22 protein-coding genes, 1 tRNA gene and 1 pseudogene are annotated in these 20,294 nt (G+C 51.5%); 9 read left to right on the top strand and 15 right to left on the bottom strand.

All coding sequences use genetic code 11. From position 1 onward, the window contains the following. Positions 1-131 precede the first annotated feature (131 nt). The gene (locus M3223_RS19055) at positions 132-728 is read right to left on the bottom strand and encodes a helix-turn-helix transcriptional regulator (protein ID WP_251564519.1); all 597 of its coding nucleotides are present in this window, start codon (positions 726-728) and stop codon (positions 132-134) included. A gap of 41 nt (positions 729-769) precedes the next feature. On the opposite strand from M3223_RS19055, the gene M3223_RS19050 reads away from it, so the two are divergent. Further along, a complete protein-coding gene (locus tag M3223_RS19050; RefSeq protein ID WP_251564517.1) occupies positions 770-1,057 on the top strand; it encodes a VOC family protein in 288 nt (95 codons plus the stop codon). A 195-nt stretch (positions 1,058-1,252) separates the two neighbouring features. On the opposite strand, the gene M3223_RS19045 is transcribed toward M3223_RS19050, so the two are convergent. From M3223_RS19045 to M3223_RS19040, 3 genes and pseudogenes are all read right to left on the bottom strand, one after another. Next, positions 1,253-1,360, bottom strand: coding sequence for a putative holin-like toxin (locus M3223_RS19045; RefSeq protein ID WP_251564515.1), 108 nt, complete (start codon positions 1,358-1,360; stop codon positions 1,253-1,255). A 177-nt stretch (positions 1,361-1,537) separates the two neighbouring features. Then, positions 1,538-1,904, bottom strand: a pseudogene (locus tag M3223_RS24585) (HAD family hydrolase); the annotation flags it as partial. A gap of 11 nt (positions 1,905-1,915) precedes the next feature. Beyond that, positions 1,916-2,167 (bottom strand): hypothetical protein, encoded by a 252-nt coding sequence (locus tag M3223_RS19040; protein WP_251564513.1) that lies wholly within the window; start codon positions 2,165-2,167, stop codon positions 1,916-1,918. 332 nt (positions 2,168-2,499) lie between these two features. Here M3223_RS19040 and M3223_RS19035 point away from each other — a divergent pair, with 332 nt between their 5' ends. Then, positions 2,500-3,102, top strand: a complete 603-nt coding sequence (locus M3223_RS19035; protein ID WP_251564511.1) for a hypothetical protein — start codon at positions 2,500-2,502, stop codon at positions 3,100-3,102. A 105-nt stretch (positions 3,103-3,207) separates the two neighbouring features. On the opposite strand, the gene M3223_RS19030 is transcribed toward M3223_RS19035, so the two are convergent. The 4 genes from M3223_RS19030 to M3223_RS19015 form a co-directional block, all read right to left on the bottom strand. Further along, positions 3,208-3,759 (bottom strand): GyrI-like domain-containing protein, encoded by a 552-nt coding sequence (locus M3223_RS19030; RefSeq protein WP_251564509.1) that lies wholly within the window; start codon positions 3,757-3,759, stop codon positions 3,208-3,210. A gap of 74 nt (positions 3,760-3,833) precedes the next feature. Continuing rightward, positions 3,834-4,784, bottom strand: coding sequence for a helix-turn-helix transcriptional regulator (locus M3223_RS19025; protein ID WP_353057716.1), 951 nt, complete (start codon positions 4,782-4,784; stop codon positions 3,834-3,836). A gap of 341 nt (positions 4,785-5,125) precedes the next feature. After that, a complete protein-coding gene (locus M3223_RS19020; RefSeq protein ID WP_251564507.1) occupies positions 5,126-6,223 on the bottom strand; it encodes a sulfurtransferase in 1,098 nt (365 codons plus the stop codon). A gap of 248 nt (positions 6,224-6,471) precedes the next feature. Next, entirely contained in the window at positions 6,472-8,058 is a 1,587-nt protein-coding gene (locus M3223_RS19015; protein WP_251564505.1) for an MFS transporter, read from the bottom strand. 125 nt (positions 8,059-8,183) lie between these two features. Between M3223_RS19015 and M3223_RS19010 the strand changes: the two genes are divergently transcribed. Further along, on the top strand, positions 8,184-8,693 hold the full coding sequence (locus M3223_RS19010; protein ID WP_251564503.1) for a GNAT family N-acetyltransferase: 510 nt from the start codon (positions 8,184-8,186) through the stop codon (positions 8,691-8,693). A gap of 127 nt (positions 8,694-8,820) precedes the next feature. Here M3223_RS19010 and M3223_RS19005 read toward each other — a convergent pair whose 3' ends face one another. Then, positions 8,821-9,114, bottom strand: coding sequence for a hypothetical protein (locus M3223_RS19005; protein ID WP_251564501.1), 294 nt, complete (start codon positions 9,112-9,114; stop codon positions 8,821-8,823). 384 nt (positions 9,115-9,498) lie between these two features. Between M3223_RS19005 and motA the strand changes: the two genes are divergently transcribed. Both motA and motB read left to right on the top strand, forming a co-directional pair. Beyond that, entirely contained in the window at positions 9,499-10,302 is an 804-nt protein-coding gene (gene motA, locus M3223_RS19000) for a flagellar motor stator protein MotA (RefSeq protein WP_251564499.1), read from the top strand. Then, positions 10,286-11,137, top strand: a complete 852-nt coding sequence (motB, locus tag M3223_RS18995; RefSeq protein WP_251564497.1) for a flagellar motor protein MotB — start codon at positions 10,286-10,288, stop codon at positions 11,135-11,137. The genes motA and motB overlap by 17 nt, the downstream gene beginning before the upstream one ends. A gap of 170 nt (positions 11,138-11,307) precedes the next feature. Here the strand turns inward: motB and rluF are convergent, their stop codons facing one another. Together rluF and M3223_RS24580 are read right to left on the bottom strand one after the other, a co-directional pair. Then, positions 11,308-12,033: a 23S rRNA pseudouridine(2604) synthase RluF gene (gene rluF, locus M3223_RS18990; protein ID WP_251564495.1), complete on the bottom strand. Its 726-nt coding sequence runs from the start codon at positions 12,031-12,033 to the stop codon at positions 11,308-11,310. A 104-nt stretch (positions 12,034-12,137) separates the two neighbouring features. Then, positions 12,138-14,267: an ATP-binding protein gene (locus M3223_RS24580; RefSeq protein WP_251564493.1), complete on the bottom strand. Its 2,130-nt coding sequence runs from the start codon at positions 14,265-14,267 to the stop codon at positions 12,138-12,140. 413 nt (positions 14,268-14,680) lie between these two features. On the opposite strand from M3223_RS24580, the gene tadA reads away from it, so the two are divergent. Beyond that, complete coding sequence (gene tadA, locus M3223_RS18980; RefSeq protein WP_285891363.1) at positions 14,681-15,202, top strand: tRNA adenosine(34) deaminase TadA; 522 nt, start codon at positions 14,681-14,683, stop codon at positions 15,200-15,202. A 49-nt stretch (positions 15,203-15,251) separates the two neighbouring features. Here the strand turns inward: tadA and M3223_RS18975 are convergent, their stop codons facing one another. The 3 genes from M3223_RS18975 to M3223_RS18965 all read right to left on the bottom strand — a co-directional run bounded on the left by M3223_RS18975 (position 15,252) and on the right by M3223_RS18965 (position 17,120). Then, the gene (locus M3223_RS18975) at positions 15,252-15,464 is read right to left on the bottom strand and encodes an aspartyl-phosphate phosphatase Spo0E family protein (RefSeq protein WP_251564489.1); all 213 of its coding nucleotides are present in this window, start codon (positions 15,462-15,464) and stop codon (positions 15,252-15,254) included. A gap of 160 nt (positions 15,465-15,624) precedes the next feature. After that, complete coding sequence (locus M3223_RS18970; protein ID WP_251564487.1) at positions 15,625-16,731, bottom strand: DUF1648 domain-containing protein; 1,107 nt, start codon at positions 16,729-16,731, stop codon at positions 15,625-15,627. Next, a complete protein-coding gene (locus M3223_RS18965) occupies positions 16,728-17,120 on the bottom strand; it encodes a GntR family transcriptional regulator (protein WP_251564485.1) in 393 nt (130 codons plus the stop codon). The genes M3223_RS18970 and M3223_RS18965 overlap by 4 nt, the downstream gene beginning before the upstream one ends. Before the next feature lie 187 nt (positions 17,121-17,307). Between M3223_RS18965 and M3223_RS18960 the strand changes: the two genes are divergently transcribed. From M3223_RS18960 to M3223_RS18950, 3 genes are all read left to right on the top strand, one after another. Continuing rightward, the gene (locus M3223_RS18960; protein WP_251564482.1) at positions 17,308-17,514 is read left to right on the top strand and encodes a hypothetical protein; all 207 of its coding nucleotides are present in this window, start codon (positions 17,308-17,310) and stop codon (positions 17,512-17,514) included. Between the two features lie 77 nt (positions 17,515-17,591). Further along, positions 17,592-17,668: transfer RNA gene (locus M3223_RS18955), tRNA-Arg, on the top strand. 781 nt (positions 17,669-18,449) lie between these two features. After that, a complete protein-coding gene (locus M3223_RS18950; protein ID WP_251564480.1) occupies positions 18,450-18,827 on the top strand; it encodes a PH domain-containing protein in 378 nt (125 codons plus the stop codon). 72 nt (positions 18,828-18,899) lie between these two features. Here the strand turns inward: M3223_RS18950 and M3223_RS18945 are convergent, their stop codons facing one another. Continuing rightward, the gene (locus tag M3223_RS18945) at positions 18,900-20,003 is read right to left on the bottom strand and encodes a hypothetical protein (protein ID WP_251564478.1); all 1,104 of its coding nucleotides are present in this window, start codon (positions 20,001-20,003) and stop codon (positions 18,900-18,902) included. Between the last annotated feature and the right edge of the window lie 291 nt (positions 20,004-20,294).

The raw sequence follows: 20,294 nt of genomic DNA, 5'->3' as shown, positions 1-20,294 counted from the left end.
AGCCGCTATAAGAGCGAGATCTGCCGGTCCTTTTAACTTGTCTACGGAGCGATCCACGATTTGCTGGAAATCGGGAAGGTATTGAGCGGCTCGTTCGATTTAGGAATTAAACTTTTATATTTCGCCTGTATTTATTCTCGCACCTCATTCTCTGTGTATTGCTCCATCATTTCGGACAGTAGTTGCTTAATCGCCGCTCGCAGCTCCTCCGGTTGCCGCACCGCAGCTTCCTTAACGAGCCCGACAAAATAAGAAGCGTAAAACGGAATATCTTCTCTCGCTATATCTCCTTCGAGCCACCCCGTGTTGTCATGGCGAACATGGAGCAGAGAAACCGGACAAAGACCCGCCTCGCATGCTTCTACTCCTGTCTTGGACAGTTCAGCATATAGGTACACGCTGCCGCTTTCAGGGTGAATCCGCTCCATTGGGCTCCCCAAATGAATTTTCTGCAAATCATGCGGCGGAGAGTCCGATGGAATAGCAGAATCGATTCGGTCACAGCGGAACACACGAAAAGACTTGCGAAGAAAACAATAGGCCGAGCAATACCACAATCCATCTTGAGTATAAATGCCGATCGGTTGAATCTCCCGTTTTACCCGCTTCTTTTTAGACGTATAATCCACAAGCAAGACAGATTGCCGAATCGCTGCATCCAGCAATACGGACAAATACGGCGATTTAGCTTTTCGAACTGGCGTAATGAAGTCAACCCTGTCTCTCATCTGATATTGGAGAAATCCCGGAGGAAGACGGAAGTACGCCAGTGCCCGAAGAAATGAAGAAACGAATCGCCCATTCCGTGCTGGTTGTCGGTGGGTCTGAGCTGTTTGTCAGCGACTCAGAGCCCAACCAACCGTTAGAGCGCGGAGAACAGGTCAACATCTGCCTTACCGTAAAGGAAGTAGCAGAAGCGGAGCGCATTTATGATGCGCTGCGTGCAGAAGGAAAGGTACTCTTCCCCCTGCAGCCGCTCTATTTCAGCCCCGCCTATGGCATGGTGACGGATCGGTTTGGAGTTACTTTTCAAGTGTTTACGGAGAGGAACGAGTAGTTAAAGCACCCCGCCTATTGTGCCGCAACAACCGCTCTGAATTAAATAATTGCATGAATAAACTAGCGTCGTTATAATAAAACTAAAGAAGGAGCCGTGCTCCAACACGACTCCTCCGGCACAATAGTCCGCTTCAAAGGCGGTCGGCTTCGGTATTGCAGTCAAAAATAGACCGGTTACCTGGTGAGGGGCGGTCTATTTTTGTTGGTTAATTAATGCAATGATGGCAACAATCAACGTCAGCAGCGCCACAATAAGCGCACCAAAACCGATCATTAGCGTCAAAGCGTCTTTAACCTCCATGGGCATCCCTCCCTTCTCGGAGAGGTAGCCGACCACCCTTGCAAGCCGTTCTATGTGCTTGTTCTATTGTATCATAATCCCCTAATTTATAGCGATCATATGTTCTCATTTTAAGTATCGATGCAACAGCATTTTTGATAAAAACGACGGTGCTGCTGATACATATTCTAGGCTGCTCTAGTTCATCTTCATTGGAATGTATGATAGGAAGTAAAGTATGTCCTTGGGTGAATGGGCCAACATGGTTGGACACACTGGTTCTAGTCGTTTTACCCTACCGTCTCCCCAGAGCGCAGCGACACTTTTCATTCCCGCTGCATCAGCTGCCCGTATGTCTGAAGGCTGATCCCCGATATATACACAATTCCTGGGGACGGACTTAAGGTGATTTGCCGCAAGTAGCAAGGGATCTGGATTTGTGCAGTATAGTGTCTTCTTGAGCTACAATGACATCAAATAAGATATCCAACGCCTTCGATTTCAGCTCATTCACGACATGTAATCGTCGCTTGGAAGAGACGACCCCCATTCGATAACCTCTCCGCTTCAATTCGTTCAGCAACTCTTGTACACCTGGGTAGCAAGTAATTTGTCCAGCGCGTTCTTGGTAAAAATGAGTTCCCTTTCAAGTATCTGATTGGCCAACTCGTCATTAAACCATTCTTTATAAACTACTGGTACGGGTCTTCCAACAAGCTGAGCAAATTCGTCCTCTGTGGGCTCCCTTCCCAAAACCTGTTTAAATCCATAGCGCGTGCCTTCTTTTGCCAAGGATTCACTATCTTGGTTGTTATTATCGATAATCATGTGATCCACCGATTATGAAAGATGGAGATAGAACTGTTGCCGTCTTTAGTCCATCACACTATAACGATTCCTAAAAATTAAATAGATTGTTTACATCTTACAGTTCGTAAATTACAATCATTCAAACTGATAACTGGAAAATGCCACCTCAATGCTGGGTAACAATCCTAATGAGAAAGGTGAGCTACCAATGCACCTTCGGAGCAGCGGGTACGGCTTTTGTTTATCGATAAGCTGACCATCTCGCATTATAAATAAAGGATCAGCGAATATGCTTATAAGGCTCGGTGTCCCGCATGGCCAAAATTTGAATCACAGGGAGTCTGATCAACATGAACGATTTAGTAAAATTACCGAAGTCCGCTGTATTTGGAGCTGCAAATGGCGTAATGTTTATGACTTTTTTTGGAGCGCTTTGGGCTTCCATTGGTATTGCTGGCTCACGTGAACTAGGGGCTCCATGGCTGCTTATTATTTCGGGGCTGGTGACATTAGTATTACTGACTGGAGCCATTTCGCTTTTTGGTAAAGCCCGTAAAATGAATAGCGCTGCTTTTACACCGGAGGATAAGGAACATTGGAGAAAAATAAATCGAAAATTTGGTTTGATCTTCGGCCTAGAAGGTGTTGCGATTTTTATAGCAAGTATAATTTGCAACGCCATCAATCAATTTGAACTCTTTTTCCCTATAATGGCGCTCATTGTAGGTATTCATTTTTTCCCTTTAGCTCAATTATTCAGAGAAAGATTTTATTACGGTACAGGTGCAGTTCTATGTGTTCTGGGCATGATCACTTTCTTTTTACCGATGGAAGCCACTATTGGCAATGTAACTTTGATTGCGACGTCTGCTTTTATCGGTTTTGGGTCTGCTTTGACGTTATGGGTCACAGGTTTGAGAATATGGATGACCATACTTAAACAGTTGAACTAAATGCTCTGCTTCCGCTTTAAGGCGGTCGGCTTCGGAATTTGAATCAGAAATAGACCGTTTACCTAGCAGAGGGGCGGTCTACTTTTTGTGGTGCGGCGCAAGCAACTACTGGCTAATAGCGATATATATCTCTACTTGGCCGTCGATCGGATCGATATTCGGGCCGTAATACTCAAAATCGCCTGTGAACGCCCGCACATTGCCGGGCTGCCGCGACCATTGCCAAATATCGGCCCAAGCCCGCTGCACCGCCTCTATAATAGGTCCCGGTTCCGAGACGAACACCGCGTATTTGGCAGAGGGAACTATGAACGTCGAGACAGACTCGGGATATTGATCCTGCACATTGTCTCGTACATGTACGCCAACCATCACTTCATATTGTCCGGCATCGCCAGCTTTATAGTTAAAATAACAGCTATATTGGCCAGGTTGTTGCTGATGAGGGGCCAGATGTTCGCCAATATTTTGGGAGTAAAACTGCTCATACAGCTTGCCGATTTTGCCTTCGCCGCTTAATTCGGCTGCATTGGTCGTGACAGTGCTTATGCCGGCCAACGTGAAAGAAGGATGCTCCTCGAAACGGGCAGGTTCAATTTTTTTGCTATTTGGAGTCTTGCGGTTATGTGCCGCTGGCTTCAATTCGTTTTGTTTCATCCCTAATCATTCTCCTTATCGTTGAATGAATTCAGTATAAAACGCCTAACATGACAGCTATCTGTCATGTTTCTTTATCCGTCCGTTCTATATATCTTTGCAGCTTGTTCTGTGCGACGAGCGATGATCTCACGCAGATGAGGAGGCTCAAGCACTTCCGCGCTGTGGCCGAAGCCGAGAATGAATCGATACAACCATTCATCTTCCGGATAAGCCTTTCTCACCTGCCAACTGCCGTCAGCCATCAGCAGAATTTCTTCAATATCAAACCATTCCTCTGCCAAATGACGGGAGTCGGCTTGGAAGCTTAAGGTGAACTCTATCGTACTGGAAGATTCGCTTAACCCCTTCCCTGCGGGGCTTTCCTGCGTCGCAAACTCTCGGCGAGAAAAGGGCTCCCCTTTACTGATCGCTAGTTCATTCATCCTTTTCAGCTTGAATAGCCGGAACTCCTCCTTTTCCAGACAGTAGGCTTGCAAATACCATTGTCTCCCTTTCAAAATGAGTCTATGCGGCTCCACCATACGATGTGATACTACCCCGTTGGCGTTGGTATAGATGAACTCCGCTATTAGGCAGTGGTCTATGGCTTCCTTTACTAAAAGCAGTTTGGGCCGCAGCCTTTCATTACCGTCCCAAGGCGAGTAGTCGATCAGCACGCGATTCGCCTTGTGTTGGAAATCTTCAAAATATGAAGCGGGTACGACACTATTAATTTTCTCCATCAGCTGTAAATTCTGTTCGTTGCCGTATGAGGTAGAGATGCTTTGCAAAGCGGTGAATATGGCAGCCAGCTCATCGTTGGTCAGCACGTTGCGGTCCAATCGATATCCTTCCGCCAGCCCGATGCCTCCATTCGTTCCCTGGTAAGTGACAATGGGGATTCCAGCCATATTAATGGCATCGATATCCCGATATATCGTTCGCACAGACACCTCGAACCGTTCTGCAAGCTCCTTGGCCTGCACCAGGCGGCGATTCAGCAATAAAATAATGATGGATAAGAGCCTTTGCAGTTTCATCATATGTACCCTCCATCACAATAGATAAGTAATTATAGAGCACTAAATGGAAAATAATTCAACAAATATAAGTGATAAATTGATCTATAACGAGGCGGGCGTTGACTAGCTGTTGAACTCGCCCCCCCGGAGCATGACAAAAAGGAGTGCATCACCGCATGGATGATGCACTCCAAACGCCTCCGAGAATATGCCATACGTGTAACGTTCCCCCTTTGGCACATCAATATCTCAACTGGTGACTCCTTGTAGACTCCGGATATAGAAAAATACATCGCCAAGGCTCGTGAGCCCGATGGCGATGTATTCAACATTTAAATACTGTTATGCCTTGCGCGATTCTTCTACGTCCCGGTTGCGATCGGGTTATTAGAGTAACTAATCCAATCGCTCCAGCTTCCCGCATACAGCTTCACGTTGCTATAGCCCGCCGCTTGCAGAGCCAGTACGTTCGGACAAGCTGTCACTCCGGAGCCACAGTAGACAATCAGCTCGCGGTCCCGAGGGACGTCGCTCAGCGCGGCGGCCAGCTCGTCGCCGGTTTTCCAGCGTCCTGTTTCGTCGAGGACGCCTTTCCAAAAAAGATTGGCAGCGCCGGGAATATGTCCCGCCTTGCGGTCAAGCGGTTCCTCCAGCCCGGCGTAGCGGCGCGGCTCCCGGGAATCGAGGAGCAGCGGCGCGGCTTCCGCCGGCCCGCCGGAGGCGGCAGCCGCGCCATTGCCGGCTGCATCAGCGGACGAGCCGCCATCCTCCGGCTCGTCCACTGCGCCGAAGGCGGCTTCGAGGCCGTCCACAAGGGAGGCCTCGGCGCCCAGGCGGTCAAGCGGCCGCAAATTGGCCGGCTTGATCGCCTCCACAGCCGGCGCAGCATCGCCGCCGGCTCCAGTTCCGCTGCCGGCTTCGCCTCCGGCAGCGTCCCAAGCATGGGGCGCCGCCGCAATGGAGGCGGCGCGCACCTCGTCTACCCCGGCGAGCAGCTGCGGCTGCACGCGGGCTTGAAAACTTCCCGGCACGACGACGCGCGTCTCGTCCGTGACCGGAAACCCTGCCGCCTGCCAGGCGGAGAAGCCTTGGTCCATGACATATACGGAGTCATGGCCCAGCCAGCGCAGCAGCCACCACAGGCGGGAAGCCATTGCGCCGCCTTGGTCGTCGTACGCGACGACGCGGCTGTCAGGTCCGATTCCGGCGCGGCGCAGCGCCGCCTCCAGCAGTTCCGGCTCCGGCAGCGGATGGCGTCCGCCGTGCTCCCCGATTGGAGCGGACAGATCCCGCTCCAGATCAAGATAGACGGCGCCTGGAATATGCGCCTCGTCATAAGCGCTCCGCCCGGAGTCGGGCTTGCCCAGCGCAAACCGGCAATCCGCGATGACCAGATCGGGCTCATACATGCGGGCCAGCAGCCATTTCATCGGGACAATCGGATTTTCTTGGCTTCTCATTTGTATCCCTCCAGTCGGTTGTTGCGCTTCTATCCCTTCCTTACCCGCATCAGGCTTTCTCAGACCGCCGCTATAGAAATATCCCTTTATTTTCCAATAACCTACCAATAATCATTAGCCGCGTTACGTTGGCCCAATCTCTTCATTAATATCCAATCTTCAATAGACTACTTCTGCAGGAGCGCATGCAACGTCAGCGGCCTGTTCGTCCTTTGAGCTTGCTGTAATGAGCTGCCATCCAAACTTTCTTAAGCCGTCGGCTTCAGGCGGTCCCGCATAGCCAGCAGCACGAGCACGAGCACCAACAGCACAAAGGCCATAACGGCAGTCAGCTGCAGCAGCCGCTGCCAGCCGTACAGATCGAACAGCCAGCCGCCCAGCTTAGGGAAGATCGCTCCGCCAAGGCCGCCGCAGGCAACGAGCAGACTTGTTGTCCGGTCGGTCATGCCCGGCAGGCGTTCATTTACATATATAAGCGCAATCGCAAAAATTCCTGCCATGCCAAAACCGGACAGCGCCACAAACACCAGCGTCCAGCTCAGCGTCTGCGCTCCCGCAAGCAGAACGAGCATAACGAGCGACACGCCTACGGAAGCAAGCAGATAAATTCGGTATCCCGTCCTGCGCGTAACGATGCCGATGATTAATCTTCCAGCGACCATCGTGCCCCAGAAAAGGCTTAACACGGCGGATGCTTCCGCCTCTGGCAGGCCGGATCCGTTCGTCATAATGGACGGCAAATAGTTCGCAAACACCATTTCCAGCCCGACGTACAGGAAAAAGAACAGCATGCCCACCGACAGCAGCGGCCAGGCCCCTTTGCGGTAGCCAAGCCAGCCGGGACCAGCCGCATTCGTCTCTTCCGCAGCATCGTCCGCAGCTGCAGCTTGGCTTCCAACCGACTCTGCCCGTTCAAAGCTTCCGGCTGCACCGGCAGCCAAGGTTTTACCGCCCGTCTCTACTTGACCTGCAGCTGCATCATTTCTTCGCACCGCATCGGCAACCGCGCCGCCAGCTAGACCATCGGACGCTGCCAAGGCGTTTGCTTCAAGGTCCGGGCTAACCCGAACCGCAGCTGCGCCCGCCGTATCTTTGCCCGAAACGGGCACGGCAACGGGACCGTCCAGACCTGGAGCAGCCACCATTCCAGACTCGTCAGACCCCTGTCCCGCTGCAGAGCCATCTGCTTCAAGCAGCTTGAAGGCCTTTGCTTCCTTACCCTCCGCAAAGCGGGCTTCCTCATCCGTTCCCGGCTTAAAAGCCAGCCTTGGCGTATAAGCGACCGCTTCATCGGCCTTGCCGAATGAAAGCGTCATCCATAATAACATCGATACGCCGGCTAGCGCCGTCAGCACAGGGAAGCTCATCGACCAAATGCCGTCGCGGATAAGCAGTGCAGCTACGCCCGGCATCGCCAGCGCGCCGACTCCGAAGGCAACCTCCAGCCAGCCCATAACCGACGCTTTGCCTTTAGCGAACACGTCCATTACAAGCGCTCCTACCACAGCCTCCGTCATGCCGAAGCCAAAACCCGCCACCGGAGCCGCGATGAGGATGATTTCCCACGGAGGAAGAATGCTGTACACCGCTTCCGCCGCTGTCAGCGCCCCCAAGGCGATGATAAGCGTTGTCCGCCTGCCGATTCGCGAGGAGATGGCAGGCGCCGCGAGCACCCCTACCAAAAATCCAAGAAATTGATTCGTAATCCACTGGCCCGCCGCAGCGTAGTCCAGCTCGTAGTTGGCCATGATCGGCTCCAGCACCGCTCCCGCCACTACATGGGCCAAACCGATGACAAAATAGGACAGACATCCAAGCAAAATCAGTTTGCGCATCGTAGCTCCTTCAACTCGTACCGTGACTTGAATTCAATATGGCAGCTTGTCCCTCCATTCTATCACGACCCTGAAGGGGAATGGTATAATAGCTGTGCCCGAATTCCTATCCGAAAGGGGATTCCATGAATACAGACGCAAAAAATCCGGGACCGGCTTCCGGCTGGAAGGTCGTCCCGATGAACGAGCAGCATGCGGAAGAAGTATGCCGTTGGCGCTTCAAGCCCCCTTATGACGTTTACAATAATGAGCCCTGGGAGACGCTGAAAAGGCTTGAGATCGAATTCGGAGATCCGAAGCTTCGCGGGGAGCAATATGCGGCCATCATCGATGAGCAGGACGGAGAGCTCGTAGGTTACGCTCAATTTTTCCCGATCGTCGGCGTGACCCGGCTCGGTCTCGCGATGCGGCCGGACCTTTGCGGCGACGGAATCGGCCCCTCTTTTGTCCGATTGCTCGTTGAAGAAGCCCGCCGCCGTAAGCCGCAGGACGAAATTGACCTTGAGGTTCTCATCTGGAACATCCGGGCGCGCCGCGCTTACGAAAAAGCAGGCTTCAAGCTGACCGATACGTACGAGCGGCGCACACCGGACGGTCCCCGCCAGTTCCATTGTATGGTTTACCAAGGCCGGTAATTTAGCAGCATACAAGCCTCTATAAACGCCAAACAGCCCGCCGGGACTGAGCCCGCGGGCATTATCGTCCGCATTCACTTTTGACGTCAGATTTCAACCGCTATCTCGGACATTTTTCCCGCCTCTTTTAAATCAGCCGCACAATCCGGGCTTCCTTGCCGTCCACCATAACCTCGATGACGTGGAACTTCGGCTTATAGGCCACGATGCCTTCGCCGACGTGAAGCACCGGCTCTTCGCCAAGCCCGTAAAACACGTCGTCCGCGAGCGCCTCCATAATTTCGCGCTTTTCGACGTCGCCCAGCTCTCCCCACTCGTCGCTGCTCATTTCAAAAAAGGAATAACTGTCGCGAATCGCGCTCACCGCATCGGTTAAATCACCTAAAATATCCTTGTATTCCCTCGCATGTTTGACGCCCATCCAGCATACCTACCTTCCTATAACATCAGCGCTTTATAGATGTCGTTCAAAAAGCACCCCATTGATCACGATGCAAACCTGGAAGCGAACTCGACATCGAATTTTGCGTTCACCCTCAAAGTCCGGTGCTCTGTAGGTTTGCCAGCCTTCTTTTTCAGGTTCACACAACCTTCTCGGTGCTGAATGGCGATCTTTTTGAACACGCATTTATAGCTTCTATTGTACACGGTTATTCCAACTTCTAACGCAATGTGACTATACTTCTTCAAAAATTTATCTAATTTCCCCCGCCCCCTGAGTCGATATATAGGGGAAACGGGCCCGCGCAGCGTGATGATTCGGCCTCATCCGCTCTCCCGCATTTTCAACTGGACGGGGTGTACTATGGAAAAATCAACTGTTATCGGTATTGTATTAGGTCTTACCGCCGTTCTCGCCGGAATGGTGCTTAAAGGCGCCGGCCTGGAAACTCTGTTGAACCCTGCGGCGTTCATGATTATTCTTGTCGGAACCGCTGCTTCTCTTTTTATCGGCTTTCCTATGTCCGAGCTGGCTAAATTCCCGCTCCTGATCAAAATGACTTTCATCAGCATCAAGCTGGTTTCACGCCAAGAGCTGATTACAATGTTCGCGGAATGGGCAAGCATTACCCGCCGCGAAGGCCTGCTCGCCCTGGAGGCGAAGGTCGAGGATATTGAAGATCCGTTCCTCCGCAACGGCATGCGCATGATTATTGACGGCAACGACCAGGACTTCGTCCGCGACGTGCTGCTGGAAGATATCAGCGCGATGGAAGAGCGCCACAAAGCCGGCGCCCTGCTGTTTACGCAAGCCGGAACCTATGCTCCTACACTCGGCGTATTGGGAGCTGTTGTCGGCCTGGTCGCTGCTCTCGCCGACATGAGCGACATGACAAAGCTTGCTCACGCCATCGCAGGCGCGTTCATTGCAACGCTGCTCGGCATTTTCACCGGATATGTGCTCTGGCACCCGATTGCCAACAAGCTGAAGCGGATGTCCAAACGCGAAGTACAGCTCAAGCTGATGATGGTGGAAGGGCTTCTGTCGATTCAATCCGGCGTGTCCACAATCGCAATCAATCAGAAGCTGTCCGTATATCTGACGCCGAAGGAGCGCGTCCAAATGCAAGCCTCGAAAGAAGGGAAGCTCATTGAGCAAGAAGCATAGACACGACGATCATGAAGAGCATGTAGACGAGTCCTGGCTCATTCCATATGCCGATCTGCTCACGCTGCTGCTGGCGCTGTTCATCGTACTGTATGCCTCAAGCAGCGTAGACGCCAAGAAATTCGAGGAGATGAGCCGCGCCTTCAACATCGCTCTGTCGGGCGGCAACGGCGTGCTGGAAAGTTATAAGTCGATCGATACCGAAGGCATGGTATCCGACGTGAAGAAGAAGGAGGAGGGTTCCTCCTCCGATGTCAAAAACGAATCCTCCACTCAGCAGCAGGTAACAGCGGCCAATCTGGACAAAGCTATGCAAGAGCTGATGAAGAAGGAGCAGGAAGATCTGGAGAAGCTTAAGCGCCAGGTGGATCAGTACATTAAAGACAATGGCCTGAGCACCTCGCTGGAAACAAAGCTGAACCAATCCCGTCTCATGATTACAATTAGCGACCGGGCTTTATTCCCTTCCGGCAGTGCGAGTGTTAAGCCGGAAGCGGAGAAACTTGGCACATTCATTAGCAGCATCCTGCAGAAATACCCGAACTATGAGGTTATGGTAACCGGTCATACGGATAACCAGCCTATTAGCACCTCGCAGTTCCGCTCCAACTGGGATTTGAGCACGATGCGCGCCGTCCGGTTCATGGACGTGCTGCTGCAGAACAGCAAGCTGGATCCGAAGCGCTTCAGCGCCGTTGGTCAAGGGGAATACGAGCCTGTCGCCAAGAACGATACCGAAGCCGGCCGTGCCAAAAACCGCCGGGTTGAGGTATCGATCATCCGCAACTACGGCCAGCCCTCGGCAGCCACGATGATCTCCTCCGGCTTCAAGTAAGCCCGGTTAACCGTTTTGTCCCTAGCTGCGAAAAGAAGCCTCGCCCTTCCCTGACAATCCGGGGAAAGGCGAGGCTTCTTCAACTTATACTTGGCGTTATAGGCAGCGTATACCGCGTGATGCGCGCCCCGAGCCGACCTTGTTTGCATTCAAGCCCGCCAGCTGTATCCTTAACGATCGGAACGGCCCGAAGATGCAGCGGGCTCATACTGCAGCTCCGTGAACAGCTCCTGAAGCTCCTCGCGGGTCAGATCACGCCATTTGCCGACAGGCAGGCTGCCCAGGCTTATGTTCATGATCCGCACCCGCTGCAGACGGCGCACCCGATAGCCAAAAGCGCTGCACATGCGGCGAATTTGGCGGTTTTTGCCCTCGGTCAGAACAATGCGGAATACACGCTCGCTCACCCGCGTCACGGTGCAGGGCAGCGTCATGCTGCCTAAAATCCGAACTCCCTCGCTCATTCCTTTCAGGAACATCGGCGTAACGGGTCGGTCAATTGTAACGATATATTCTTTCTCGTGGCGGCCCTCGGCGCGCAAGATCCGGTTTACAATATCGCCGTCGTTGGTCAGCAGAATGAGTCCCTCGGAGTCTTTATCCAGACGCCCAATCGGAAAAATTCTTTCCTTATGCCCGATGAAATCGACGATATTGCCCTCCACATGTCCCTCTGTCGTGGAGGTAATGCCGACCGGCTTGTTAAGCGCGATATACACATGCTGGCTGTGCGTAGAGAGCGGTTTGCCGTTAATGCATACCTCGTCCCCCGCCTCTACCTGGCTGCCAAGCAGCGCGGTCTCGCCGTTTATCGTCACATGACCGTCGCTGACCAGCTTGTCCGCCTCCCGGCGCGAGCAGTAGCCGGTTTCGCTAATCCATTTGTTAATACGCATCCGCTTGCTGACACCCCATATTCCATGCGGTACGGACCTCCGCAGCCGCTGCTGATAATGGCTTTATTGTATCATAATGCCGGCCCGTAAGCCCCGCCGAAACCTTACTTCTCTTGGAATGCGGGCAGGACGAGCGTAATAGCCGTGCCTTCGCCAAGCTTGCTTGCAATGCTCATCGTTCCTTTGTGAGCTTGAATAATACGTTGGCTGACCATAATGCCGAGGCCGGTCCCGGTTTCCTTAGCGGTAAAAAACGGGTCGCCGATGCGCGGAATAATGTCCTCCGGAATGCCGACTCCTTCATCAATGATACAGATCGCCACTTCATGGTCTATCGGCCTTGTAATGTCGAAGTAAACATTGCCGCCTTGCGGCATGGCTTCGATGGCATTTTTGATAATATTGATAAATACCTGCTTCAGCTGGTTCTCCTCACACGAGATGAGACAGGATTCCGCAGCAAAACGGGTGTGGAACACAACATTTTTAAGATGGCCTTCGCTATCGAGCAGCGAAACGACATCACCGAGCACAAAGCGCACATCTTTAACCTGAAACCGCGTCGCCTGAGGCTTGGCCAGAATAAGAAATTCGCTGACGATCAGATTAATCCGGTCCAGCTCCGCCAGCATAATGTCGTTATGCCGCAAATTCAGCTTGCCGCTCTCCTGCTGCAGCTGGAGGAAGCCGCGCAGCGTTGTAAGCGGATTACGAATTTCATGCGCTACGCCTGCGGCCAGCTGGCCAACCGTCGTCAGCTTCTCGGACCGCCGCAACAGTTCTTCCATTTGAGACTTGGATGAAATGTCGCGCAGCACGGCAGCCAAAGCCCATACTTCTCCTGCTCCGTTGCGAATCGCGCTCAGGCTGGAGCTTACGCGAATGTACTCGCCGTCTTTGCGGCGCCAGTCCTCTTCGGCTGCGGCCAGCGTTTCCCCTTCCAATAAACGCGCAACATCTCTCTTTTTGAAGCGATGATTCTCGGGATGAAGAAGCTCGGGAATACTGTGCTGCAGCGCCTCCTCCTCCGTGTACCCGAACAACTGGCAGAAAGCACGATTCACCTTAATAATTCGGCAATCCAGTCCCAAAATAACGATGCAGTCCGCGGTGTTCTGGATGATGGATTCGAGCTGCTCCTTGATTTTGGCGTTCTCCTCCGAGGCAGCTCTCAATTCTCCCGTATGACGGCTCAAATTGCGGGACATGATGTTGATCTGATGCGCCAGCTCGCCTATTTCATCTCTCCGATTCGCTTCCAGCGGCGTGTCAAAGCGGCCTGCCGCTACCTCGCCTACTTTGCCGACAATAAGCCGGAGCGGCTTGAGTGAAGAACGAATGATCAGCCATGTGCCTAGCATGAGCAGCAGGAACATCCCAAAAAAGCTGGTCAGCTCACTGCGGGCATGAATCTGGGAAAGATAATCAACATCGATCCGGTTCACCGCCATGCTTAAAATAAAATGGGCCCCATCGCTTTGAAATGGATATGAGCTGCGCATAATATCTGTATCTGGAACTCTGGAATGACGTAATTTGGGCTCGGTCGCACTTAGCAGCGCCTGCTCGGACTGATCCTCAAAAAAAGCCCCATTGCCATAAATTAAGTCAGGCGTTCCCGAGGCGTTCATTTTCCAAATCCCAAGCTCCAGCACTTGAGGCTCATATTGAATAACATGCTGAATCATTTGTTCCGGTCCAAGGCCTCGTGACGGAATGGCTGCCCGAACCACTAGCGGCGAGCTGCCGGATATGTAATAACCGGAAATGAGTGAACGTTTGGCTAAAGAGGTACGATCCAGATAAAAGCCTTCCTTTTGAGCAAGCTTCTCGCTTAGCTCTTTCTTGTCACTTACTCCCGCCCCTTCTTTAATCGTAGTTGCCCGAACAGTCAGCCCATCCGGTACCCGCTCCAACACCTCCAACTCTGTCACGCCCGTTTGTTCTTTTATTACCTGCAGCCGTTCTGCGTCCGGAGCGGCGCCGTCAATCATCTCGCTTGCTACCCGGGTCGCGAGCTGCAGATGATTGTAAGCCGTCTCCAGCGAGAACGCCTCTCCATTCCGGTACATTTCATACAGTTTGACCGTTTGAACTGCTACATTTTCCGTGAACCGGTCGTATTGCTTCTCCAGCGCCTGACGGATGAAAAAATCATTGAAGAATAAGTTCAGCACCAGCATGAAGCCGACCAGCAGCGAAATGAACAGGGAGAGCCTTGTTTTTAACGTCACTGCCGGAACACATCCTTTGTCTCAGCGTCTGCTCTTTTTCGATCATATCACAAATATCGCGAAGCTAGTCGAAAGGCACAGGCTCTTCTTCATATTTCAGTTATAAACATCTCTATCCCCAGCCGACCCCGGTTATCCACATTACTTCTTAGTTATACACAGAGAAACGGTGGATATTTGCAAAGAAGATTCAAATAATTTAAGGTTATCCACAAAGTTGTGCACAACATGTTAACAAAAGAATATTTGTTCGCTGCATAATCCGAGAAATTTCGACAAATTGAACAGGGTAACATTTTGAATTATCCCCATAGCGAGACAATAGAAGCCGGAGAGAGTATTTTATGCACAATTTATGTGCACAACCTGTTGCAATGAGGAGAAAGATAAGAGACAATTGGATTCAAATTTTCATGCGGCTGCCGGGAGGCCCGCCCGAGGAAGGATCAGTTGAATTGCATCATCGTGCTGAAGATGAATTATGGATGCGTGAAGCAATTGCCGAGGCCCGTAAGGCGGAAGCAATAGGAGAAGTTCCGATTGGAGCTGTCGTCGTGCGAGACGGGCTCGTTATCGGGCGAGGGCATAATCGGAGAGAGCTGCTGCTTGACTGCACCGCCCATGCGGAAATGCTGGCGATTCGCGAGGCCAGCGAATCCATTGGAGCGTGGAGGCTGCTCGACTGCACGCTGTACGTAACGCTGGAGCCTTGTCCGATGTGCGCCGGAGCGATTGTGCAGGGCAGAGTTAAGCGGGTCGTGTACGGAACGCCGGATCCTAAAGCCGGCTGCGCAGGCACGCTGATGAACTTACTCCAGGAGCCGCGTTTTAATCATGAAGCCGAATTGACCTCAGGCGTGCTTCAGACGGAATGCGCCGGACTGCTGACCGAATTTTTCCGAAAGCTTCGCCGCCAAAAGAAATCCGCCACATAACCGCAGTAAGGGCCTTCTACCCGCAGCCAAGCGATCTCGTCGCCGTTGGTTAGCCGGGTAAAGGCCCTTTCTTCGTTAACATGCTGATTCTCGTATCCCGCTGCTGCTGCTGCAGCTTTACAATGAGCTGATCCGCCTCCTCGCTTATCGCGAGCACCTCGGGATCAATCAGGCTGCCTCTTTCCTCCGCCGCCTGATGCAGCCGTTTGCGTAAATCATTTAATCGTTCCAGCATCTCGTACTTGCTCATCGACTCGTTCAAAATATGCTCCTCGCCTCGGGCCACCCCCGTCGTGTAGCTTTATTATACCCGTAGCTGGAGTTATTTGTTTGTAGGAACTTGTCGACGAAACATGGGAAAATGAGAGAAATAATCGACAAATTATAGGCTTTTCATCATCCTAAAGCATCATAACTTAGTTCTAAATTCCTAAAATAATTGGAACTAAGATGATTCCCAATAAAATAATAATGACCAGCCAGGATACCGGATGAGCCCAATTCAGCGTAAAGCCGATCCCGGAACGCTTCTCCACAAAAATGGAGGCGTCGTTGCGGTTCCAATAGAAGGCTCCCGCTTTCCAGTGCCCGTCCTCTCCCGGCCGCGGCGCTTCCGTTCTGTTTTTGCCCAGGCTCATCAGGCCGAATACGGCGGCTCCCGAAAGCAGCAGCGGAATCATGCCGGCTACGGCGATTACTATGCCACCCTCCTGTTCCCCGGCATACAGCGTGAATGCTTGCACAACGCCCATAAAAATGACGATGCCTAGACCAAGCAGCATATTCAGCAGCGACATGCCGCGACGGTAACGGATTTGCTGCTCGCGATGCTCCTCCGGAGCGCCAGGATGCAGTTTCAGCCGCGCCGCTTGGGTCGTATAGTTCACAAAATAAAACAGAACCAGCATGCCAAGCTGAATAAGATTCAGCTGAAACACGGCCGCCACCGACTTAGGCTCGATCCGATCCGGCACGCCCTGGGCGTTGTAATGCATGATAATCTGCTCCGGAATCCGGTCATAGAACAGCCAGGCTGCGCCAGCGCAAATGACGATGACAAGCAAATGCGGCAGAAACCAGACCGGTGAATAGATAAGCCGCTTATCCGTTCTAATTTTGAGATCGGCAGTCCCTTTTTTTGTCTCCAACGCTTCCCAGCCCCGCTCCTCCTTTAAGCTGAGCGCCTTGCTATGGCTGAAAATAAACCATGCACCGGAGACGGCCAACTGCAGCAGCAGCGCTCCGACCGGGACAGCGCTCAGCCAGACGGACAGGCCCTCTTCGATAAACGCGCCGTTAAGCGCCGCAAGCGTGACAACGATAGCTGCAAGCAGCAGCGAAATTCCAAGCACACCGGAGATGTAGGATTTTTTTAATTTAAGCACATCAGCGTCATTCTCTTTGCCTAAAGGCAGCGACACTCCAAACAATATATTGCGCGGTGCCAGATAAGGCTGTAAAGCGCTGGCGACGGTGACGAACGCATAAACCCCGCCCATAACAAGCCAAGTAGCCATAGAAAGGTTCATTTCGAACTTCCCCCTTTAACTTCTCTGTAGATGGAGCGGCAGCTCTCCAGAAATTGCGCTTCATCCAATTGGCGGCAAATCGACTCCGCAGCAAGGGAACGCAGCTGGCGTTCCATCCGCTCCATATATTCAGGCGTCGCTTTGGCTGAGCCGGGCGGCTGAACAACCGCGCCTTTCTGGCGATGGATAAGCACATGGCCTTCTTGCTTCAGCAGCTGGTAGGTTTTATTGACGGTATGCAGATTAATGCTCAGATCCCCGGCCAAGCTCCGGACGGACGGCAGGCTCTCACCGGGCTTCATTGAGCCCTCCGCGATACCGCGAACGATCTCGTCGTACAGCTGGCTGTACAGCGGCACTTCGGATTCGTAATCCAGCGTCACAATCATAGGGCACACCCCTCTTTATATTTGTTATACATTAAATATAACAGATAGAATGATTAGCCACAAGCCCATTTTCCAAATGATTCTGCTGCATGCTGACCGAACCTCCCTGAAACCCGCCATTCGGGCGTTCTATCAGCTTGTCCGGCCTCATACACTGGAGCATCGGTTTAGGGGGAGGGGATCAATCGTGACAGATTGGCCTAAAAAAAAGGAACGTTTAAGATGGCGGTCCCTGGAGGGGCTTGTGTACTGCCTGGACAGCGGACGCCTGCATCCGGCGGACGACAGCCACTATGTGTTCAAGACGGGATTCCGTACCTGCGACGGCATCAACTATCCGGTGGCGGTGAAGCGCAGCAGCTTTCGCGGACCGTATTTGACGCTATCTTCCTGAGAAGAGAGCAGCGCTTGCCAGCTGGCATTGCCTGAGTTGCGTCGGCCAGGCTAGGCATGCTATATTGTTTCTGATGCGCGCCCGTAGCTCAGCAGGATAGAGCGACAGTTTCCTAAACTGCAGGTCGTACGTTCGAATCGTATCGGGCGCGCCAGTATAACATTTAACAACCCCTTGCCCAGCAAGGGGTTTTCTTTTTGCCCTTAACACCCGTTCATAGGCCGGAATTGGTATCCGGGGTCACTTCGGGATCAACACTTTTTAAATGACCAGCAATGGAAGCTATTATAGTTGCGCAACAAAAAAAGCCCATCGACTCCTAATGTCGATGGGCTTAACAAGACACCATGTGTTAAAAAAGTAGCCAACTATAAACAAACCGCACAGTCCCTTTTAACAGCTTCAACTATTTTTTTTTGAATTTCGCTTAAGATACGATATCGATGAAATCGCAGTAATGAATAACGCCACAACAACTATATTACTTATTGTACGACCATCATATAAAAAGTACTGCAAAGAAACAGCAAGCACACCTAATACTACAATACCTATAATTATATAGGCACCTATACGCGGTGCGTCTTTTGTACGATTGATAAAGAAGTACACTACACACCATATGATAAGAAATGAAGCTAGTGCAGACATTAATAGAATGATTAAAATAGGCATTGGAATCCTTTCAATACTTAAAATAGATTGTGCTCTAAATTCAAAGGACTACCCCTCTTTTTAAAGGTAGAATTAAATTTTAATTTCTTCATTAACAATTGGCAATAACTCGGAGGAACCATGGTAATTGCAAGACACAAAGTTCACCTTATTACAGCCTTCCGCCATAAGATTGCGTTTAAACCTCCCTCAATTCGGTGAAACCATTTAAGCAGCCAGTTCGTTACAACAGGAAACGAAAAAAGGAAGGACGTGCCTGAATGGGTTTGTTTGACGGATTGATGGGCAATGCTTCAGAGCTTGCGCCAGTGGATGTACAGCGTGAGTTTCAGCATCTGCTGAGCCGCGAGGAGCGCGTGGAAAAAGCCTACAAGCTGATTCGCGATATGTTTATTTTCACGAACCGCAGGCTGATCCTGATCGATAAGCAAGGTCTTACCGGCAAAAAAATCGAGTATCACTCTTACCCCTACAAAAGCATTACACATTTTGCCGTTGAAACAGCAGGCAGCTTCGACCTGGATGCCGAGCTGAAATTCTGGGTGTCCGGCAATCCGACCCCTATTTCGCAAACGTTCAACAAGTCGCTTAACATTTACGAACTGCAGTCGGTTTTGTCCGACTATGTTTGCAAATAACTCGTTCATTATAAATTCCATCGTCAACAAACAGCCCGCTCCATGATGGAGCGGGCTGTTTGTCTTTTATTCTCAGCTTTGCGGCAAGGCGGTTCCAAGATTCATGCTAATCTTAGAGATCAGCTCTTCAACCGACACGGCATCCTTCGGAATTTCCTGCGTAAACGCCGCCGCCTCGTCCACCTTGCTGTACGCGGTGACATTGTTCATCACAAGCTTCACTGGACCGCTGCCTTCCGCGGAACCGCTGTACTCGATATTGGCGTCCAAGCTCTGATAAGCCAGCTTGCCGTCTTTTATCGCACTGATTATCTTCACTTCATTCAGCTTAAGCTCCTGCTTCAGCTTGGCGGACAGCTCCGACTTGTTGTCGGCGAGCTGTTTCTTCTGCTCTTCGACTTTAGCTTTGTCGAGCCCAAGCGCTTTTAAGTACGCTTCATTGCTGAGCACAACGTCAAGCACCGCTGGCAGAGCTTGTTCTACAGCCGTCGTAATCGCCTGCTCTCCGTTCGAGGAATCGATGCCGAACTGCACGACGGAATCCGGCTTCAAATCCGCGGGAACCCCTGCATCCTCGGCTTTAAGGCTCTTAAAGTATGTTTTCTCGTCAAAAGGCTTGATGAATGCCGCACCGGCGTCCATCATTAAACGCTGTTGAATGGAAGGGTCCAGCATCTGCGCCGGCTGTCCTTGCTCCTGCGCCATTTTAGCCGTATCCAGCATCACATACTTGCCTACAAGCTCCTGCGGCACTTGAATGCCTGGTATAGCCGGGATCTGTACATATAACTTGTCGCCGGTCATAATCATCGGCAGCGTCAGCTCGACCGACGGATTTCCAGGCATGGTCAGCTTGATGTTGGCATCCGTACGCATCGGATCTTTTTGATACACGCCGTCCATCGTCAGCTTAAGCCCGTTCAGCATATCTCCTATGCTTCCTGGCGCCAGGCTGCCTGTTTGGCCTTGGCCGCCTTCATTAGCGGCAGCTTGAGGCATCGACAGCTCCTTGAACGTTGCCGTTGTATTAAACGTATAGGATTTGGCAGCGCTGAGGCTTGCCATTGCTTTTTCTAGCTCTGCTTTGGGGGATGCACTTTCGCTCGTACATCCTGCTGCCATCACAAGAGCGGCCGTCCCCACCACTGCTGCTGCGCGTTTAAAGATTTGTTTCAATCTTAGTTCCTCCTCAACGATCTTCATCTGTATTTATTAAACACAACTTTATGTATTCTACCACCGCTTGTCCCAATTCCAATAGGGTCTATAAACAATAGTAACATATCAATATTATCCTTTGATGGAACTCCATAAAAAAAGAGCTGTCCCGTTTAACGAGGTGATATTATCCCCTCGTGGTAGACAGTGAAAAAAGAGTTCATGATATCATGAATCTAACACTGTTGACCGGAGGGGATTTTATTATGCCACCAAAGAAGGGACAGAAATTTAATCGATACGATGAAG

Source organism: Paenibacillus pasadenensis (assembly GCF_023715725.1).
Taxonomy (GTDB): domain Bacteria; phylum Bacillota; class Bacilli; order Paenibacillales; family Paenibacillaceae; genus Paenibacillus_O; species Paenibacillus_O pasadenensis_A.
The sequence above is the reverse complement of the archived record's forward strand: the minus strand, read 5'-3'. Positions and strand labels throughout refer to the sequence as shown.

Excerpts from the sequence above, each read along its gene's own strand:
- M3223_RS19055 (WP_251564519.1), bottom strand. The coding sequence starts at position 728 with ATGAGAGACAGGGTTGACTTCATTACGCCAGTTCGAAAAGCTAAATCG.
- M3223_RS19045 (WP_251564515.1), bottom strand. The coding sequence starts at position 1,360 with ATGGAGGTTAAAGACGCTTTGACGCTAATGATCGGTTTTGGTGCGCTT.
- M3223_RS19040 (WP_251564513.1), bottom strand. The coding sequence starts at position 2,167 with ATGATTATCGATAATAACAACCAAGATAGTGAATCCTTGGCAAAAGAA.
- M3223_RS19035 (WP_251564511.1), top strand. The coding sequence starts at position 2,500 with ATGAACGATTTAGTAAAATTACCGAAGTCCGCTGTATTTGGAGCTGCA.
- M3223_RS19030 (WP_251564509.1), bottom strand. The coding sequence starts at position 3,759 with ATGAAACAAAACGAATTGAAGCCAGCGGCACATAACCGCAAGACTCCA.
- M3223_RS19025 (WP_353057716.1), bottom strand. The coding sequence starts at position 4,784 with ATGATGAAACTGCAAAGGCTCTTATCCATCATTATTTTATTGCTGAAT.
- M3223_RS19020 (WP_251564507.1), bottom strand. The coding sequence starts at position 6,223 with ATGAGAAGCCAAGAAAATCCGATTGTCCCGATGAAATGGCTGCTGGCC.
- M3223_RS19015 (WP_251564505.1), bottom strand. The coding sequence starts at position 8,058 with ATGCGCAAACTGATTTTGCTTGGATGTCTGTCCTATTTTGTCATCGGT.
- M3223_RS19010 (WP_251564503.1), top strand. The coding sequence starts at position 8,184 with ATGAATACAGACGCAAAAAATCCGGGACCGGCTTCCGGCTGGAAGGTC.
- M3223_RS19005 (WP_251564501.1), bottom strand. The coding sequence starts at position 9,114 with ATGGGCGTCAAACATGCGAGGGAATACAAGGATATTTTAGGTGATTTA.
- motA (WP_251564499.1), top strand. The coding sequence starts at position 9,499 with ATGGAAAAATCAACTGTTATCGGTATTGTATTAGGTCTTACCGCCGTT.
- rluF (WP_251564495.1), bottom strand. The coding sequence starts at position 12,033 with ATGCGTATTAACAAATGGATTAGCGAAACCGGCTACTGCTCGCGCCGG.
- tadA (WP_285891363.1), top strand. The coding sequence starts at position 14,681 with ATGCGGCTGCCGGGAGGCCCGCCCGAGGAAGGATCAGTTGAATTGCAT.
- M3223_RS18970 (WP_251564487.1), bottom strand. The coding sequence starts at position 16,731 with ATGAACCTTTCTATGGCTACTTGGCTTGTTATGGGCGGGGTTTATGCG.
- M3223_RS18965 (WP_251564485.1), bottom strand. The coding sequence starts at position 17,120 with ATGATTGTGACGCTGGATTACGAATCCGAAGTGCCGCTGTACAGCCAG.
- M3223_RS18950 (WP_251564480.1), top strand. The coding sequence starts at position 18,450 with ATGGGTTTGTTTGACGGATTGATGGGCAATGCTTCAGAGCTTGCGCCA.